Source organism: Pedobacter alluvionis (assembly GCF_003664035.1).
GTDB classification, from domain to species: domain Bacteria; phylum Bacteroidota; class Bacteroidia; order Sphingobacteriales; family Sphingobacteriaceae; genus Pedobacter; species Pedobacter alluvionis.
This window is the reverse complement of record NZ_RCCK01000015.1, coordinates 153,469-170,383: the sequence shown is the minus strand read 5'-3', so window position 1 is coordinate 170,383 and position 16,915 is coordinate 153,469. Positions and strand designations below refer to the sequence as shown.

General features: G+C 36.9%; 15 protein-coding genes. 6 read left to right on the top strand and 9 right to left on the bottom strand.

Annotated features, from left to right (window positions below; translation table 11 throughout):
• The first annotated feature begins 62 nt into the window (after positions 1-62).
• On the top strand, positions 63-1,700 hold the full coding sequence (gene ade / locus BCL90_RS22790) for an adenine deaminase (protein WP_121287599.1): 1,638 nt from the start codon (positions 63-65) through the stop codon (positions 1,698-1,700).
• Between the two features lie 155 nt (positions 1,701-1,855).
• Here ade and BCL90_RS22785 read toward each other — a convergent pair whose 3' ends face one another.
• From BCL90_RS22785 to BCL90_RS26155, 3 genes are all read right to left on the bottom strand, one after another.
• The gene (locus tag BCL90_RS22785) at positions 1,856-2,464 is read right to left on the bottom strand and encodes a SprT-like domain-containing protein (protein WP_208529913.1); all 609 of its coding nucleotides are present in this window, start codon (positions 2,462-2,464) and stop codon (positions 1,856-1,858) included.
• A gap of 78 nt (positions 2,465-2,542) precedes the next feature.
• Entirely contained in the window at positions 2,543-2,950 is a 408-nt protein-coding gene (locus BCL90_RS22780; protein WP_121287595.1) for a GxxExxY protein, read from the bottom strand.
• Between the two features lie 43 nt (positions 2,951-2,993).
• The gene (locus BCL90_RS26155; RefSeq protein WP_121287593.1) at positions 2,994-5,261 is read right to left on the bottom strand and encodes a helix-turn-helix domain-containing protein; all 2,268 of its coding nucleotides are present in this window, start codon (positions 5,259-5,261) and stop codon (positions 2,994-2,996) included.
• A gap of 831 nt (positions 5,262-6,092) precedes the next feature.
• Between BCL90_RS26155 and BCL90_RS22770 the strand changes: the two genes are divergently transcribed.
• Entirely contained in the window at positions 6,093-7,676 is a 1,584-nt protein-coding gene (locus BCL90_RS22770; RefSeq protein ID WP_121287591.1) for a peptide chain release factor 3, read from the top strand.
• Positions 7,677-7,835: 159 nt separating this feature from the next.
• On the top strand, positions 7,836-8,810 hold the full coding sequence (locus BCL90_RS22765; protein ID WP_121287589.1) for a thiol-activated cytolysin family protein: 975 nt from the start codon (positions 7,836-7,838) through the stop codon (positions 8,808-8,810).
• A gap of 35 nt (positions 8,811-8,845) precedes the next feature.
• Here BCL90_RS22765 and BCL90_RS22760 read toward each other — a convergent pair whose 3' ends face one another.
• Positions 8,846-9,877 (bottom strand): helix-turn-helix transcriptional regulator, encoded by a 1,032-nt coding sequence (locus BCL90_RS22760; protein WP_121287586.1) that lies wholly within the window; start codon positions 9,875-9,877, stop codon positions 8,846-8,848.
• Between the two features lie 1,025 nt (positions 9,878-10,902).
• Between BCL90_RS22760 and BCL90_RS22755 the strand changes: the two genes are divergently transcribed.
• The 3 genes from BCL90_RS22755 (at position 10,903) to BCL90_RS22745 (ending at position 14,284) form a co-directional block, all read left to right on the top strand.
• The gene (locus BCL90_RS22755) at positions 10,903-12,000 is read left to right on the top strand and encodes a slipin family protein (protein WP_121287584.1); all 1,098 of its coding nucleotides are present in this window, start codon (positions 10,903-10,905) and stop codon (positions 11,998-12,000) included.
• Between the two features lie 89 nt (positions 12,001-12,089).
• A complete protein-coding gene (locus BCL90_RS22750; RefSeq protein ID WP_134380745.1) occupies positions 12,090-12,827 on the top strand; it encodes a hypothetical protein in 738 nt (245 codons plus the stop codon).
• Positions 12,828-12,859: 32 nt separating this feature from the next.
• On the top strand, positions 12,860-14,284 hold the full coding sequence (locus tag BCL90_RS22745) for an RtcB family protein (RefSeq protein WP_121287580.1): 1,425 nt from the start codon (positions 12,860-12,862) through the stop codon (positions 14,282-14,284).
• A 111-nt stretch (positions 14,285-14,395) separates the two neighbouring features.
• Here BCL90_RS22745 and BCL90_RS22740 read toward each other — a convergent pair whose 3' ends face one another.
• The 5 genes from BCL90_RS22740 to BCL90_RS22720 all read right to left on the bottom strand — a co-directional run bounded on the left by BCL90_RS22740 (position 14,396) and on the right by BCL90_RS22720 (position 16,912).
• Complete coding sequence (locus tag BCL90_RS22740) at positions 14,396-14,689, bottom strand: type II toxin-antitoxin system RelE/ParE family toxin (RefSeq protein WP_121287578.1); 294 nt, start codon at positions 14,687-14,689, stop codon at positions 14,396-14,398.
• Complete coding sequence (locus tag BCL90_RS22735; RefSeq protein WP_121287576.1) at positions 14,689-14,895, bottom strand: DUF2683 family protein; 207 nt, start codon at positions 14,893-14,895, stop codon at positions 14,689-14,691. The genes BCL90_RS22740 and BCL90_RS22735 overlap by 1 nt, the downstream gene beginning before the upstream one ends.
• 137 nt (positions 14,896-15,032) lie before the next feature.
• Positions 15,033-16,286, bottom strand: coding sequence for a pyridoxal phosphate-dependent aminotransferase (locus tag BCL90_RS22730; protein ID WP_121287574.1), 1,254 nt, complete (start codon positions 16,284-16,286; stop codon positions 15,033-15,035).
• Positions 16,287-16,391: 105 nt separating this feature from the next.
• Complete coding sequence (locus BCL90_RS22725) at positions 16,392-16,724, bottom strand: type II toxin-antitoxin system RelE/ParE family toxin (protein ID WP_121287572.1); 333 nt, start codon at positions 16,722-16,724, stop codon at positions 16,392-16,394.
• Complete coding sequence (locus tag BCL90_RS22720; RefSeq protein ID WP_121287570.1) at positions 16,724-16,912, bottom strand: hypothetical protein; 189 nt, start codon at positions 16,910-16,912, stop codon at positions 16,724-16,726. The genes BCL90_RS22725 and BCL90_RS22720 overlap by 1 nt, the downstream gene beginning before the upstream one ends.
• Positions 16,913-16,915 lie beyond the last annotated feature (3 nt).

Genomic DNA, 16,915 nt, shown 5'->3' with positions numbered 1-16,915 from the left:
GAGAACATTAATTATTAATTCAGTGCCAATCCGTGTTTCCGTGGCTAATTTATATAAACAGCATGAGCAATTTCAAAGTCGAAGGGAATATCATCAACATCACAAAGCAGAATATTTTCTTTGGCGAGGTAGAGATTGAAGATGGAAAAATAAAATCTATCTCAAAAATTTCTGAACAGAAAGAAGGAGTACATTTTATCTCACCAGGTTTTATCGATAGCCATGTGCACATCGAAAGCAGTATGTTAATTCCAAGTGAATTTGCACGATTAGCGGTTGTTCATGGAACGGTTTCTACGATCAGCGATCCACACGAAATTGCCAACGTATGTGGTATGAAAGGCGTTGAATTTATGATCGAAAACGGAAATACCGTTCCTTTTAAATTCAATTTTGGCGCTCCAAGCTGTGTCCCTGCTACCATTTTTGAAACCGCAGGAGCTGAATTGGATCATGATGATGTAAAATCACTTTTAGAGCGTCCGGAAATAAAATACCTGAGCGAAATGATGAATTTCCCCGGCGTACTTTATAAAGATGAAGAGGTTTTGAAAAAGATTGCTGCGGCTCACGCGCTCGGTAAACCTGTTGATGGGCATGCTCCGGGTTTACGCGGTGATATGGTTCAGCAATATATAGATGCTGGAATTTCTACTGATCACGAATGTTTTACTTCCGAAGAAGCGCTGGATAAATTGCAACGTGGCATGAAAATCCTCATCCGTGAAGGAAGTGCAGCAAAAAATTTTGAAGCACTGATCCATTTGCTGAACGATTGGCCAGAAATGATGATGTTTTGCAGTGATGATAAACATCCCGACAGTTTAGTAGAAAGCCACATCAATCAGCTTTGTGCAAGAGCAGTAGAAAAGGGAATTGATATTTTCAATATACTACAAGCTGCCTGCATCAATCCTATTCGTCACTATAAATTAGATGTTGGAACATTACAACATAACGATCCGGCAGATTTTATTATAATCGAGGATCTAAAAAACTTCAAAATTAAACAAACCTATATTGATGGACTGTTGCTTGCCGAAAATGGCAAAACAGTTGGAGATTGGGTAAAACACATAGAAGATCGCCAATCCGTAAATCATTTCGATTGCAGTTTGAAAAAGGAAGAAGATTTTGTTTATCCATTCACCGGACAAAAAGAAATTCCAGTTATTGAAGCGTTAGACGGGCAATTGATTACGAACAGAATATCTTCCAAACCGAAAGTTCTAAATCAGAATATCATTAGTGATCTGGAAAACGATGTTTTGAAAATAGTAGTCGTAAACCGTTATCATGATGCTCCTATTGCAATATCCTTCGTAAAAAACTTTGGTTTAAAACATGGCGCAATTGCCTCAAGTGTTGCACATGATAGTCATAACATTATTGCGGTTGGCATAGATGATAAAAGCATCTGTGAAGCCGTAAATCTGGTGATTAATGAAACCGGTGGTGTAGTGGCACTGGGGAATGGAAAACAAGAAGTTTTAGCTTTACCGGTAGCAGGCTTAATGAGCAACCATAATGGTTATAAAGTTGCGGAAAGCTATACCTTAATAGATCAGTTTGCGAAAGATTTAGGTTCTACTTTACTTGCTCCCTTCATGACACTTTCTTTTATGGCTTTATTGGTGATCCCACGATTAAAGTTAAGCGATAAAGGCTTATTTGATGGCGATGAGTTTAAGTTTGTGTAGCTGATTTGTCCTGAGCGCAGCGAAGAATCTGTTTACTATTGACACTTCAAATGGCGTTAACCTAATTATCTAAGGTATCTTCAAACGCAAAATGTAATTGCAGAGCTATGTTGCAAAAGATTCTTCATTGCATTCAGAATGACAGCAAATTAATCTTATTCTACCACAAAAACCTCGGCCAAAGGATTAAACAGATACAACCCCTTATCATCTAAACAAACACAACGGTACCGTTTCCTAATTTGCTCGCCTTTGGTAAAACGTCTGCCATCTTTAATTTTAAAATTGGTATTAATGGGAAGCTGCTCTAAATGCAAAGTCTCCGTTTTATTACTGTCGTATTTTTTTAAGGCACGTGATAAGTGTAGATCAGAACAGCTCGAGGCCGCCGGATTAGACATATAATTATCAATTGCTTTATGAATATCATCTGGAAAGATATTCAGCTCAAAAAAGGGAACCATCATCCGTTGGAAATTCTTTTTCCATTCTGATCCATGTGGTTTTACTTTATTTTTAAAATCGTTCCAGGTGAGTAAATGTGCAAATTCGTGGACAGTAGTAACCAGGAAAGCATAATGATTCAGGTTAAAATTAACCGAAATGCGATGCCCTTTGCCCTGATAAGGATGGCGGTAATCGCCCAGTTTGGTAGAACGGGTTTTAGCGATTTTAAATTCGCACTGAAAATAATCAATCCACTTGGCAATTAGCGGTGCCGCTGGTTCTGGCATATACTGCGCTAAAACTTTAACTTTCTCCACGATTGCTAAGGTAACAATTTGCTAAATCTTTTTAACCATATAAGACATATAAGAGCATTTGAGATTACAGATACGATGCTAATGTAAAAATCTGTAGAGGTCATTTACATATGTTTTTTGTCCGCTTTCATAAATATTCAAACAGTTGAAATTAATTATCAATCCCATTGGTACGTTTAAAAGTTTCATATAGGTTAAAATTTGTGCTTCATGGATAGGCAATATCCTCTCGACAGCCTTTAACTCAACAACTACACTATTTTCCACAAACAAATCACACCATAATTCTGCCTCAACTAAAATTTCCTTATAGTAAACCGGCACTAACATTTCAGATTTGTAACTTATTCCACGAATATCCATTTCATGTTTCAAACATTTATGATAAACACTTTCCAATAAACCTGGTCCAAGTGTTTTATGAACTTCAATTGCTGCTCCGTTAATTTTATAAATTAACGACTTTAGATATTCTTTATTCACCATGGCTAATATGTTCTTATATGTCTTATATGGTTAATGCATAAACCTATTCCTCCGACGGGAACAACGATGCCAATACGAGCTTGATCTCGCCGAATGAGTAATCTTTCCCCAAAAACTCCCTTATCGTAGCCATCGACTTTGTTTTTTGGCTTTCCACCGCATCACTGATGTTTCTGATCTTATTGGCTTTTACCAGTTTAGTCACGTCTAATTGTTGTGTAGAAACATAATAGGCTAAATGGCCTTCAATTGTACCAACAGAAAAGCCTCGCTCCTTTGCAATTTCTTCAATGGTTTTGCCCTGCTCATAAAGTTCGAAGCTGACCAGCTTTGTGTCGATTTTTGGCTCTTTTTTCTTCTTCTCAGCTGCTGATTTCACCTTAAGTGTTTCTCCTTTTAACTGGATTGCTTTTTGGAGTTGGTTGTTTCTTTCAACCGTATTTAACAGCGCATCGGTATCTGCTTTGCTAAATTCTTTCCCCGCAATGAGCGCCTGCAACAATGCCTTACTTTTATGCATTTTTTTCAATTGCTCATACACTAAAATTTCGAGTTCTAACAGCTCTGTAACATAGGTTTTAATTTGCTTTTCTTCTTTTATCACTTCGATTTGAGCCAGAAAACGGTCTGAAATCTCTCTAACCAGTGGATTAAAATATTTTAAGGCAGCCTCTACTCTTTTCGATACATTAAATAAAGTATGTTCGGTTTGCTGTGCGAAAAGATTTTTCAGCTGATTAACGAATGTATCGGCCGTAGCAGTAATTTTTTGAAAATCCGTATAAACAGTATCGGTCCACTCTTCGTGCCTTTGTTTGGCCGATTTTTCGCTTTTATCAAAGGTCTGACGGTGTTCTTTTAAGTAGTAGCGGATCAGGTTCAGATCGAATGCAGCAAGCAGATAACTGCGGATAAACGTATAACTTTCTATGCTAATCTGCTCGTTCAGTACTTCCGAAGGTTGTTTTGTTTTAGAAAAGTAATGTACATTCTGATCCTGTTGCAAACCACTATCGCGAAGATGAGAAGTTAAAACCAAACCCTTTAATGAGCGTAAACGCGACAAGGCCACATAAGCCTGACCAGGTGCAAAAGCATCACCTACATCAATAATGGCCTTATCGAAAGTCAAACCCTGACTTTTATGCACGGTGATGGCCCAGGCCAGTTTAATGGGATATTGGATAAATGAACCGGCAACATTTTCTTTGATCTCGTTGGTTGCTTCGTCCAGTTTATATTTTACGTTCTCCCAGGTGTAGGGCGAAATCTGGATTACAACCTTATCCTCTGGTAATTCAATTTCAATTACATCTTTTTCGATATGATGTACCACACCGATTTTACCGTTGTAATACCTTTTCTCGGCTGTCATATCATTTTTAATAAACATTACCTGCGCGCCAACCTTTAGCTCTAAACTTTTATCATTTGGATAAGCATATTCATTAAACTCTCCCTGAACTTTTGCTTCGAAAAAATATGATTTTGTTTTCAGTTGGGTCAACCTTTCACGGTTAATGTTATCTGCTTTATTGTTATGGGTGGTTAAAGTGATGTAATTTTCATCGGCAGAAGGTTTAAAATCCTGCTTAAAATGTTGCCTGAGCAATGCGGTATCTTCAGCAGTAATTTTATTGTTTCGCAGGTTGTTCAGCAGATCAATAAAAACCGAATCATCCTGACGGTAAATTTTATCCAGTTCGATATAAACCGGTGGATTATCCTGCAGGGCCAAGGCATCGAAGAAATAAATGCTTTTATAAAATTTGGCCATAATGCGCCATTCATCATTTTTCACCACGGGTGGCAACTGGTGCAGATCGCCGATAAACAATAGTTGTACTCCGCCGAACGGTAGGTTCCTGTTCCGCCGTACATAACGCAAAGCGAAATCGATGGCATCGAGCATATCGGCACGTAGCATACTCACCTCGTCGATTACCAGCAATTCCAGTTCCTGCAACATGCGGCGTTTATTGCCCTGCATGTTTAAGTGTTTTACTAAAGTTTTGGGCGTATTAAAGTTGAAATTAATATTTTCGTTAATCAGCGCTCCCGCAGCATCAGGGAAAAATGCTCCAAAAGGAAGCTGAAAAAGCGAGTGGATAGTTACTCCAGCAGCATTAATGGCTGCAATACCCGTAGGCGCCACAATTAAAGCCTTTTTATGCGTAAGCTGGATCAGTTTCCGCAAAAAAGTTGTTTTACCTGTTCCGGCTTTTCCGGTCAAAAAAACATGTTTCGAGGTATAATTAACAAATTTAGCCGCAATTTCTGCGGGCATAGAAGTTTCTTCCAAAGTAGGCATCGGCAGTAAAATTTTAGTTAGCAATAAACGGAGGGACGAATAAAGCTAAACATTTTAGCACAAAACTAAAGAATGATTGATGAGAAATTTTAATTTTAAGTGGATATTTTTTGGTCACCAACTTTATTTAATCAATAATTTCTTGATTAGCGAAATAAAAAACCTTAATAGAATTACTGCAGAAGCAACCTAAACCTAAGGGACAGGAACGGCAGCTCCCGATGTAAAATTCTATCGTGTGGACACAAGTAATTAATATTTTTCTGCCGCTCTACGCCGCGGAGGCATGGTACTTTGGAGCGCCAAAGTACCCAAAGCGCTTTGTCAATCCAGCAATGAGCCTTTTGCACAATCCCATGCACATCAAAAAACAGTGGCACTTTGTTTTGTTAGTTACGGGGGAGGTGAAAGGTTTTGAAAACATGAAACACAAAACCACTGCGTTTGAGGTTTGATAGTGCCATTTGTACTGTCTTGCTACTGTTTTTTTGATTTCCCGGCTCTTGGGATTGACGGGCGTTCTTCGGTAAAACCTGTTTACTTTCAAAGCAAGCTAGCGTAACGCCTTAAAAAGATGGGGTCACAAAGAAGGAAGAAAGGTCGGATTATAGTGTATGGCAGGACTGCAATAACGAAAGAACAACTGTCACTACTTTTCCAAATCATTCTTTAAATCTATTCACCTCAAATATAAAACAATACAACAACCTAACAATTAATGATAAAGCTTTTTATTATCTTTGCGTCCTGATGAAACAACAATATTCAAATCTTATCGCTGTTAAATTCCTTTAACCAGGTTTCATCATCTTTTACACCCAAAATTTTATTATGCTTAACCCTGAAATAGAAAAACGTAAAACCTTTGCCATTATTAGTCACCCCGATGCAGGTAAAACCACGCTGACAGAAAAATTTCTGCTTTTTGGTGGTGCCATTAACACTGCTGGTGCGGTAAAAAGGAATAAAGCGAACCAGAGTAATACTTCCGATTTTATGGAGATTGAAAAGCAACGTGGGATCTCGGTAGCAACTTCGGTGATGGGTTTCGAATATAGCGGCAAACGTATTAACATTCTGGATACGCCTGGTCACAAGGATTTCGCGGAAGATACTTACAGAACTTTATCGGCAGTGGATAGTGTGATTTTGGTGGTAGACTGTGTAAAGGGTGTGGAGGAACAGACTGAAAAACTGATGTCGGTTTGCCGGATGCGTAATACTCCGGTAATCATTTTCATCAACAAAATGGACCGTGAAGGTAAAGAGGCTTACGATTTATTGGATGAAATTGAAGAAAAACTAAACATCAGCCTATGCCCGCTTTCATGGCCAATTGGCCAAGGACATACTTTTAAAGGCGTTTACAGCATTTACAACAAACATTTAAATTTATTCAATTCCGACAAAACTAAAGTAACCGATTCGGTTGTGGCGGCAAGCGATTTAAATGATCCATCTTTATTGAATTATTTAAAAGAAAACGAGATCAATACGTTGAAAGACGACGTGGAACTCGTTGACGGCATTTACGGCAAAATTGATAAAGATTTATATACCGATGGTTTGGTTGCACCCGTATTTTTTGGCAGTGCGATTAACAACTTCGGGATAAAAGAACTTCTAGATACATTTATCGATATTGCGCCAAGTCCACGTCATAGAGAAGCGGAAGAACGTGATGTACTGGTAGATGAGAAAAATTTCAGTGGATTTGTGTTTAAGATCCACGCCAACTTAGACCCAAAACACCGCGACAGAATTGCTTTCTTAAGGATCTGTTCCGGCAAGTTTGAACGCAATAAATTCTATTACCATACCCGTCAGGATAAGAAATTAAAATTCTCTAATCCGATGGATTTTATGGCTAACGAAAAAAGTATTGTTGAAGAGGCCTGGCCGGGCGACGTAGTGGGTTTATACGATAGTGGCAACTTTAAAATTGGCGATACTTTAACCGAAGGTGAAAAACTGCAGTTTAAAGGAATCCCTAGTTTCTCTCCATCTATCTTCAAAGAAGTAGAAAATATGGACCCAATGCGTACCAAACAGTTGGAAAAGGGTATTGAACAGCTAACCGATGAAGGAGTTGCACAGTTATTTGTTATGCAACCTGGAAACCGAAAAGTGATTGGTGCAGTTGGTGAGCTTCAGTTTGAGGTAATCAATTTCAGGTTAGAGCATGAGTATGGTGCAAAATGTCGTTTCCGTACCTTGAGTTATACACGTTCGAGCTGGGTAACCTCTACCGACAGAAAGAAACTGGATGAATTTGTGAAACGTAAACAACAGCATATCGGTTTTGATAAAGAAGCCAATCCGGTTTATCTGGCCGATAGTGAGTATATGATTAATTTAACAAAACAGGATTATCCTGATATCGAATTCCATAAAACGAGCGAGTTTAAGAGCTAATCCCAAACTGCCGTAAGGCTTTTAATAACAAATAAACCTTGCTGGTTTTTCAAAACCAGCAAGGTTTATTTGTTTACGCAATGGGAACACAATCATAACCTAAAAACAACTTTCCGAATCTAAAAACTATGTAGATTCGGGCATTTACACTTACCTTGAATGAAAAATAAAATAAATTACTTTTTGATTGTCTCTACGCTTTTACTTGCTGTTTCCTGTAAAAAAAACAACGGTCCGTTACCAGTTCCTGAGCCTGTCATCATCCCTACCGAAATAGATAAAACAGAATTGCTAACCTGGAAATTCGATTCCTTTATTGTTGATGATGGTAACGTAACACAAGTTTTTCCAGGAGCAATCTTCACCATTACAGAGAATGGGAATGATCTTAAATTGGTTTCTTTAAAAGATAAGTATACGCCATTGCCCATTACTGCTTCAACTTCTCTTGTTGGTGAGGGCAATAAAATCTTTAATGATATTCCATCTTTCGAAAAAATTATTGCTTATGCCAAAAACTTACAGATTAAAAACAATAATGAAAGCTCGGCCTATTCAGAAGATGAGTTTAAGGATTACAACGTACTAAAATATTATTTATCGAACAATGATGATGTAAATTCAATATTTGAAAAAATTGGAATTAAAACATCTACAAGGATCACCAAAAAACACGCTGTATATTTTTTCTCCAATAATGTTAAGTTTTCGCTCGACATGAACCTACCCACTAAAAGTGAATTAATATCAATAGCGGATGTAGAGAAGATAAACACCACTAATAGTGCATATATCAATAGTGTTAAGTATGGCAATAATACCTTGATTTTAGCAGAAGCCGATACCGATTATGCAATATTAAAAACTGCACTAAAAGCCGTGCTTTTAAAACAGGAGTTAACATCTGCACAAATTCAATCTTTAAGCACAGCAAAAGTTACTTTTTATGCCAGGGGAGGAAGCGAAAAGTCTTTTATCAAGACTGCTAATACTTTAGACGAAATAAAAGCTGTAACAAAAGAATTTGAAATCTTTAATAATACAGCCATTTCTTATCCTGTTTCATACTCACTGCGCTCGGTAAAGAATTTCAGTTTGTTTGAACATGAAGTAAAGGTTAATATGATTCACTAGTAATGCGTCAATTGGCCAGGTTTAGGAGCTAATATTTAAGCGTCTGCATTTTTTTCTATTTCATATTGCTTATAAGTTTGCGCCAATCTTCTTTTAATTTTCGAAATCAACAATCTTGGGGAAAGCACCTTAACACACTCACCAAAGCCTAAAATTTCACGCTCCAGTTCATAGTTCAAAACCACATCAATCCTAAACGTTGTTGTTTTGTCGTTTTTACTTAACACCACTTGCGAAGAATGTAAAGGCTTGGTAACCACATAAGGTGCATGGTCATTGGTAAATTCCAGAATGACTTTTTGAGCCCGGTCGCTTTCATTTTTGGTTACCCCGATTAAATCATCGTAATAGCGGTCGAAATCTACCCCCTGGTAAGCAATGAATTCTTCGTTGGGTAATTCCTGAAATTCTATGATTCGATCTAAAGCTAAGTTTAAGATTCCTGCTCTTTTTTTTGCTTTACAGATCAAAAACCATCTGTTTCTGTACTCTTTTAACAGATACGGAAAATAAATCCCCTGTTGCGATTGTTGCGCCTTGAACGATTTATATTCAATCAATAACGAACGCTTATTTAAAACCGCCTGGTACAATGGTGGAATACATTCCAATCCTTTTACCAACTTATTACTTTCCAACTGGATGTTATTACCGCTTTGTTTGGTTGATTTGTAGAGGTTATTTTCCAAACGGGCAATCATATCGCTCATTTCGTCGAAATAATTAAAAGCATTAAATTGCTTCAGTACACCAACAATTTCTTTCATCTTATCTACATCAGCGTTATTGATAGGTGCTTTGGTTATACTGAATGCTGGATCCTCGTAAGCATAAAAGCGTTTATCTTTCACTACGATTGGTGCATTATATCCTAATTTGTCACTTCGCATCAGTTGAATATCCGCCTGGATGGTCCGCTTGCTTACTCCTGAGGTAATGCCTTCGAGTTCATACAGGGTTGTAGACACTTTTTCTATAAGGTCCTCCAATGTCCATTTACGGAAACGATTTTTTAAACAATCGTCGATGGTTTTATACCTAATCAGTGCTAATTTATTTACTGCCATTTTTAATCAATTTCCATTTCAAGCTAAAAATCAGATGGAAAACTTAATTAAATATAGCAAAGCATTTATCATCTACGCAACACAACTGCGTAATTGGAGGATAAAAGAAATAACATAATGGAAAAGTTAAAATTATCACCCTAATTATCAGCCAATTGATTCATTATAGGAAAAATAAATTTTACTACGCAAATCAGCCGCGTAGTGGTAGTGGCATCTTTGTAATGTCGCCAGTCGATAATTGAGTTCTTTGAAAAATATCAATAATAAATAACTGATTTACAATACAATTAAACTGTTTCAATAATACGCGCTCTCCGCCATGCTGATCAATTAGAACAGCAAAATATGAAGCCCCTGTTCCGGATATGCGGAATAGGGTTAATGGCAGCAATTAAACAGTTTAGGTAAATCAATATATATATAATGAAATTCCGATGAATAATCGGAATGGCAATACTAAATAAAACTTATCCATTGTTGTGGGTTTCAGAATAGCCCCAAAGTATTCGGGCAATTTGCGTAGAATATGCTGACAAGAATTATGATAGACTGTCTAAACACGTTGTGTGTCGTGGGTTCGAATCCCACTTCCGAGCAATCGGAATAATTCAGGGGTAGAATAACAACCAAACCATGCAGGTTCGAATCCTGCTTCCAACCGTCACTTGGAATAGCTAATTGGTAAGCGTTTAGGACTTAAACTCCAAAACAAAAAGAGGAGCAACTTTTAAAATCGCTCGAAAGAACAGCATTGTAAAACCGCATTCGGCTTTAAGATTTTTGATAAATCTGAAACGCAATTTGCCTTTTGCTTTGTGAGTAAAAACGATGAAAGAGCTGATTTAAAATCAAATCTCGCCGAAAAATTTATTTAAATCCTCGGATTTACCTACTTAATAAAGCTTGATTTCATTCTTAAAAACATCATGATTCTTCTTACTTCCGCAAGAAACAAATGAATGCGCTTTTGCAATGCTTTGTAAAGAAAAATCAAATAATTATAAATCTTAACATCAAAAAACATGAAAAGAGTAACTATTAACACCAATTATGTTGGATTGGTGTTTAAAAAAGGAAAATTAAAAAACGTTTTAACAGCTGGAACTTACTGGTTAGGTTTTAGCGAAAGTATGACATTATACGATATGGCTAAAGAGTACTACTACTCAGTTGCCGAATTGGATATTTTGCTGGAAAATGCTGATTTTGTGAATTTGATTCACTTAGTAAGCGTTGCCGACAACGAATTGGTCTTGGTTTATCAAAACAAAAATTTCAAATCTGTTTTAACCGCTGGCAGACATGCCATCTGGAAAGGTTTGTCAACATATGATTTTGTTAAGGTAGACATCAGTAACATTAATATTGACCAAGCAATTGATAAAAACTTGTTGGAGAAAGCCCCCTTATTAAATTACATCAGGGCCTATAAGGTAGAATCTTTCGAAAAGGCCTTGTTATTTATCGATGGTAAATTTGAAAGTATATTGGAGGCGGGAAACTATGTTTACTGGAAAAACAGTACCACCATTCAAGTTTTAAAAACCGATATGAGGCAATTGAATATGGAAATCATCGGACAAGAAATCTTAACCAAAGATAAAGCACAATTGAGGGTGAATTTCAGCACTCAATATAAAGTTGATGACATCATCAAAGCCTTATTGGAGAACAAAGAATTCGAAAAACAATTGTATATCACCATGCAATTAGCGTTAAGAGAATCTATTGGCCTTATGACTTTTGACGAATTGATGGAAAGCAAAGAAAAAATTGCCGAAATGGTAATGGCCATCACCTTGGATAAGGTTGAAAACCTGGGTGTAAAATTAACGAACTGTGGTGTTAAAGATATTGTTTTACCTGGTGACGTTAAGGAGATTATGAACCAGGTTTTGGTTGCCGAAAAAAGGGCACAAGCCAATATCATTACCCGAAGAGAAGAAACGGCCTCTACCAGAAGTTTGCTGAACACCGCTAAATTAATGGAAGACAATGCCATGTTGTATAAGTTGAAAGAGATGGAATACGTTGAGAAAATCGCGGAGAAAATCAATAACATCAGCTTATCTGGCAGTGGACAAATTGTAGATCAATTGAAACAGATCTTCGTAAAATAAACTAAATTTAGAAACCCCTCGGTCAGGTGAATGTTGCCTGCGGGGGATTAATTAAGGAACAATAATTATAAGAAAGCATGCAATACTTAATGAACCCTATAGAACATCATCTTGATAAAGGATTTGGAATAACTGCTAACGCATATTATAAAAGTGCAGAGCATTTAACCACCAATCCATTTGAATATTATAATGTTACACAGCAAGCTGAAATGCCTCAAAATTTCCTTTACAGGCATGCTATTGAATTATATTTAAAATCAATAATCGTTATTTTTCATAAAACACTAAAAATAGAATACGGAACTGTGCCTTTTGATAGCGATCATCCAGAGATTTTTAGCAAAGGAAAATGGAAAAAGCTTTATACTTGTCACCATGTAAACGAACTTTATGAATATTGGTTAAATAAAATATTATTAACTAATATCGAAACACTAAACAAGCTTGCGCCTAGAGGAGAATGGATAGAAACTGTTAGAGTTACTGAATTGCTAGCAATCATTACAAAGTACGATCAAGATAGCGCATATTTTCGTTATCCAATAACTAAAAATGCTCTTTATGATAATAAGAAATTTACAATGCAAAAGTTCAATCCCTCCCAAAATTTACAATCATTCGTAGAAGAAATTAAAAGACAAAAATCAGATACAAATAGTGAATCTTTTACTACTCTTTTTGTTGATGATGAAGATAATATTATAGAAGCATTTAAGCACGAGGAAAATGTTTTATCAGACGTAAGAGATGCATTGAAAGAAGTTGCTTTCTATTTTAATTGTATTCATTCTATGACCAGAGATACATTATGTAGAGGGTTGTGATTAAAGATTTCTGAAAATAAACAAAATTAACAATGAACAACAACATAACAGGTAATAACCTGATCGAAATAGGTTATACAGAAGGAAAAATAGTAGGCTTAGCTTTAGACATCCTGAAAGAAAATTTCACGGAGATCGAAGAAAAAGAATTATTGGCCTTATTTAAAAAAGTAAAAGATTATCCGGAAAGTTTTTTGGATGACGAAGTATTAAACCCACTTGCAACTGCTGTGATTGAAGAAGCCAATGCACCAAAAGATGAAACTATCAAACTGTTAAACCATGTAAAACCCTACGCGGTATTTGGCCCTGATTACATTGAAGAAGGGGCAAGAAACCAAATGAATATTGCCATGAAATTACCAGTTACGGTAGCAGGTGCATTAATGCCTGATGCCCACCAAGGTTATGGTTTGCCCATCGGCGGCGTATTGGCTACCAGAAATGCGATTATCCCCTACGGTGTTGGGGTAGATATCGGTTGCCGAATGGCTTTGAGTATTTTCGATATTCCAGAGAAACATTATTTCGGGAAGGATGCAATGTACAAACGCGAATTGATTGCCTTTACCAAATTTGGTGCAGGTCAAAATTTTACAGGTAATGAAAAAGCTGATCATGAGGTTTTAGAAAACGAAGCTTTCAATTCCACTCCTTTTCTTAAAAACTTACACGGAAAAGCCTGGGCACAATTGGGTACTTCAGGTGGGGGTAACCATTTTGTAGAATGGGGAATTATTGATTTCTCAGAACGTGACGAGATTTTAAATATCGATAAGGGCCGTTATGTGGCTTTATTAACCCACTCTGGTTCCCGTGGATTTGGTGCTACTGTTGCAGGACATTATACCAAGCTGGCAAAAGATATCTGTAAACTTCCTAAAGAGGCTGCAAACCTGGCTTATTTGGATTTAAATTCTGCCGAGGGACAAGAGTATTGGATTGCCATGAATTTAGCTGGTGATTATGCTTCTGCCTGTCATGAAGTGATCCATAAAAGGTTGACTAAAGCCATTGGTGCTAAAGTTTTGGCCAAAGTAGAAAACCACCATAATTTTGCCTGGAAAGAAATGTTTAATGGTGAAGAAGTGATTGTTCACCGTAAAGGAGCTACACCGGCTGGTAAAGGCGTAATGGGGATTATCCCCGGCAGTATGACAGCCCCAGGATTTCTGGTTAGGGGAAAAGGTGAAATGAGCTCGATCAATTCAGCATCACATGGTGCGGGTAGACAAATGAGCCGAACCAAAGCGATTCAATCAATTACGAAATCGGATATGAAAGCCATTTTAAAGGATCACAATGTTACTTTAATTGGAGCCGGCTTAGATGAGGCACCAATGGCCTATAAAGACATTAACAAAGTAATGGCGGCACAAACTGAACTCGTTGATGTTGTGGCCAAATTTGAGCCTAAAATGGTGAGGATGGCTGATGATGGAAGCAGGGAGGATTAGTTGGGAGTGTTGAGTCCTTAGTCCTTAGTCCTTAGTCCTTAGTCAAAATTCTAAATTAACCTCGTTGGTTTTAAAACCTGCGAGGTTTTTATGTTATTTCGAATAAAAAAATTAGAAAAACATCGGTTCTTGCCTATTGTCCCAAAAGAAAAGAACTTCAATCCTATCGGGTTTAACCTCATAAAACACAGAAGAAAGCTTTTTAATTAATCCTTGTCGGATATTAGGATCAAATTCAGTCTCTTTATAGATGAATGGCGAATTGCCAATTAACTCCAATGTTTTAATGGTATTCTTTTTAAAATCACTTAATGCTTTTGTCCCCAGTCTTTCATTTATCTGAGCACATATTGACTCAAAAGTTTTTAATGCTGTTTCTGATATGACTACAGGCAGAGGCGCCATTAGATTGTAGAGATTTTCTCTTTAAATTCTGCTAAAGAAAAGCTTTTTCCTGCTTTGATATCATCTTGTCCTTGCCTTATTCCTGACTTAACATGCTCAGGCAAGGCATCGTTCTTTTTTATTTCATAAGGAACATCAAAAGCTTTAAGAAATGCCTTTAAAGCCTTTTCTTGTATTTTATCCGGGTGTACAAGGTAAGTTTCCATATCAATGTGATTTTAAACTAATGTACAAATTTAAAGATTATTAAATAACCCCATCAAAATAAATAGTGTTTAGCAAAAGATTTAAACAAAAAACCTCTTCAAACCAACTGAAGAGGTTTTCTGATATAATTATAATCTTATTTCAATTTACTCAGAGCGGTTTTAATCCTTGGTAACATATCTTTAATATCTTGTAAAGTACAAGCCCCTACTGATGCCCTGAACCAAGGCATACTGTCTTCATTTCCGAAAGCAGAGAAAGGTACCAAAGCTGCTCCTGCTTCTTTGATCAGGTAGAAATTAACATCCGCACTGTCTTTTAAAAGCTGACCATCTTCAGTAGTTTTTCCGATATAATCGATTTTAATGGTCAGATAAATAGCACCCATTGGTTCTACAGCATCAACATTAAAACCCTCAGCTTTTAATTCATTAAAACCATTATAAAGTGCATTTAAGCTATCCTGGATTTGTGCTTTAAAGCTGGTTAAAAAAGTATCAACCTGTGCTTTATCGTTAAAATAATTAGACATGGCAACCTGCTCTGCTTTTGGCGCCCAGGCACCCATGTGTCCAACCAAAGCTTTCATTCTATTGATAATATCCTCCGGACCAAAACCCCAACCCACACGCACACCCGTTGCAGCTAAACATTTCGAACTGCCATCAACAAAAACGGTAAATGGTCTCATCTCCGGGCGCAAAGAAACTGGATTTACATGCTCTTTTCCGAAAGTTAAAAGCGAATAAATCTGATCGTACATCATGTACAATGGCTTTTCATCGGCACCACGCGAAGCATTTTCTGCTAATACCGCATCACAGATTTCAGCCAGCGAATCAGCATCGAACATGGTTCCGGTTGGATTTAATGGCGAACATAAAGCCAATAAAGTTGCTCCCTTTAAATGCGGTTTCAATTGCACAGCTGTTGGCATAAAATTATGCGCAGCATCGGTTTCTACTGCGATGGTTTTGGCAGATGTTAAATGAGAATAATGGTTGTTGTTCCAGGATGGAGCAGGAAAAACCACGGTATCTCCCGGATCAACTAACGCCAGATAAGTAGCATAAATTAAAGGGCGCGAACCACCAGAAACTAAAATGCTATTGGTGTTGTACTCCAATCCAAATCTATCCTTCAATAATTCTGACACCGTTTCGCGTAAAGGCAAAACACCGTCAGCTGGTGGATAATTGGTTTGGTTGGCATTGTAAGCATCAACGATTCCAGCCTTTAATTCGGTTGGAATTGGGTAAATGTTTGCATCAAAATCGCCGATGGTTAAGTTGGCGATTGAAGCGCCTTTGCGCTTCATTTCGTTAACCTCGTTTCCAATTTTTATAATTTCTGAGCCGATTAATGAACTGGCCAATACTGAAACTTTCATTTGTTTATATTTTATTTCTCTGGTGACGAAACGATCATGATTTGTCAATTATTCCTTGTGGATATCATGATGGTTTCATATATATTAAAACTGCTATTAGCAGATTTATAAGGCTTTAATTATTTTCTGAAGTTCTTTTTTATCAATAGTGCTTTCTTCTGATTTATCATATAGGGTAAGCATATTGATAATGATACCATCAGCAGTATTTGAAACTAAATAAGTTATTATCCTAAATCCTCCGCTTTTACCTTTTCCTTTGCTTTTTACAGCAAGTCTAATTTTGTACAAACCTGCGCCCAGATCATTTCCCTGTTCAGGATTTTCCAAAAGTTTTTCTTCCAGTTCGTAGAGATCGTCTACTAAAGAAAGATATTTCTTTTTGTAAATTTTGGCTTTTTTGATAAAAACGGCGGAATAGATAACCTCATTAGCCATCAAATATCTTTTAAACCTAAAGGCTTCCGTTTTCCTTGCTGCATCTCCTTAATTTCGTTGAGGGCTTGTGCAATTTCAGAAGTAATCTGACTTGTTGGTTCTACTTTAACTTTAGCGCCAATTTTGCTTAGGAACTCTTTTACGAAACCTGCGTCTTTATCTTTAATTTCTATTGTTAAAGTTGTCATAAT

What these genes read in the sequence shown, in the direction of transcription:
- BCL90_RS22745 (WP_121287580.1), top strand. Translation starts at nt 12,860, where the DNA reads ATGAACAACAACATAACAGGTAATAACCTGATCGAAATAGGTTATACA.
- BCL90_RS22735 (WP_121287576.1), bottom strand. Translation starts at nt 14,895, where the DNA reads ATGGAAACTTACCTTGTACACCCGGATAAAATACAAGAAAAGGCTTTA.
- BCL90_RS22770 (WP_121287591.1), top strand. Translation starts at nt 6,093, where the DNA reads ATGCTTAACCCTGAAATAGAAAAACGTAAAACCTTTGCCATTATTAGT.
- BCL90_RS22755 (WP_121287584.1), top strand. Translation starts at nt 10,903, where the DNA reads ATGAAAAGAGTAACTATTAACACCAATTATGTTGGATTGGTGTTTAAA.
- BCL90_RS26155 (WP_121287593.1), bottom strand. Translation starts at nt 5,261, where the DNA reads ATGCCTACTTTGGAAGAAACTTCTATGCCCGCAGAAATTGCGGCTAAA.
- BCL90_RS22760 (WP_121287586.1), bottom strand. Translation starts at nt 9,877, where the DNA reads ATGGCAGTAAATAAATTAGCACTGATTAGGTATAAAACCATCGACGAT.
- BCL90_RS22720 (WP_121287570.1), bottom strand. Translation starts at nt 16,912, where the DNA reads ATGACAACTTTAACAATAGAAATTAAAGATAAAGACGCAGGTTTCGTA.
- BCL90_RS22740 (WP_121287578.1), bottom strand. Translation starts at nt 14,689, where the DNA reads ATGGCGCCTCTGCCTGTAGTCATATCAGAAACAGCATTAAAAACTTTT.
- BCL90_RS22765 (WP_121287589.1), top strand. Translation starts at nt 7,836, where the DNA reads ATGAAAAATAAAATAAATTACTTTTTGATTGTCTCTACGCTTTTACTT.
- ade (WP_121287599.1), top strand. Translation starts at nt 63, where the DNA reads ATGAGCAATTTCAAAGTCGAAGGGAATATCATCAACATCACAAAGCAG.
- BCL90_RS22725 (WP_121287572.1), bottom strand. Translation starts at nt 16,724, where the DNA reads ATGGCTAATGAGGTTATCTATTCCGCCGTTTTTATCAAAAAAGCCAAA.
- BCL90_RS22750 (WP_134380745.1), top strand. Translation starts at nt 12,090, where the DNA reads ATGAACCCTATAGAACATCATCTTGATAAAGGATTTGGAATAACTGCT.
- BCL90_RS22780 (WP_121287595.1), bottom strand. Translation starts at nt 2,950, where the DNA reads ATGGTGAATAAAGAATATCTAAAGTCGTTAATTTATAAAATTAACGGA.
- BCL90_RS22730 (WP_121287574.1), bottom strand. Translation starts at nt 16,286, where the DNA reads ATGAAAGTTTCAGTATTGGCCAGTTCATTAATCGGCTCAGAAATTATA.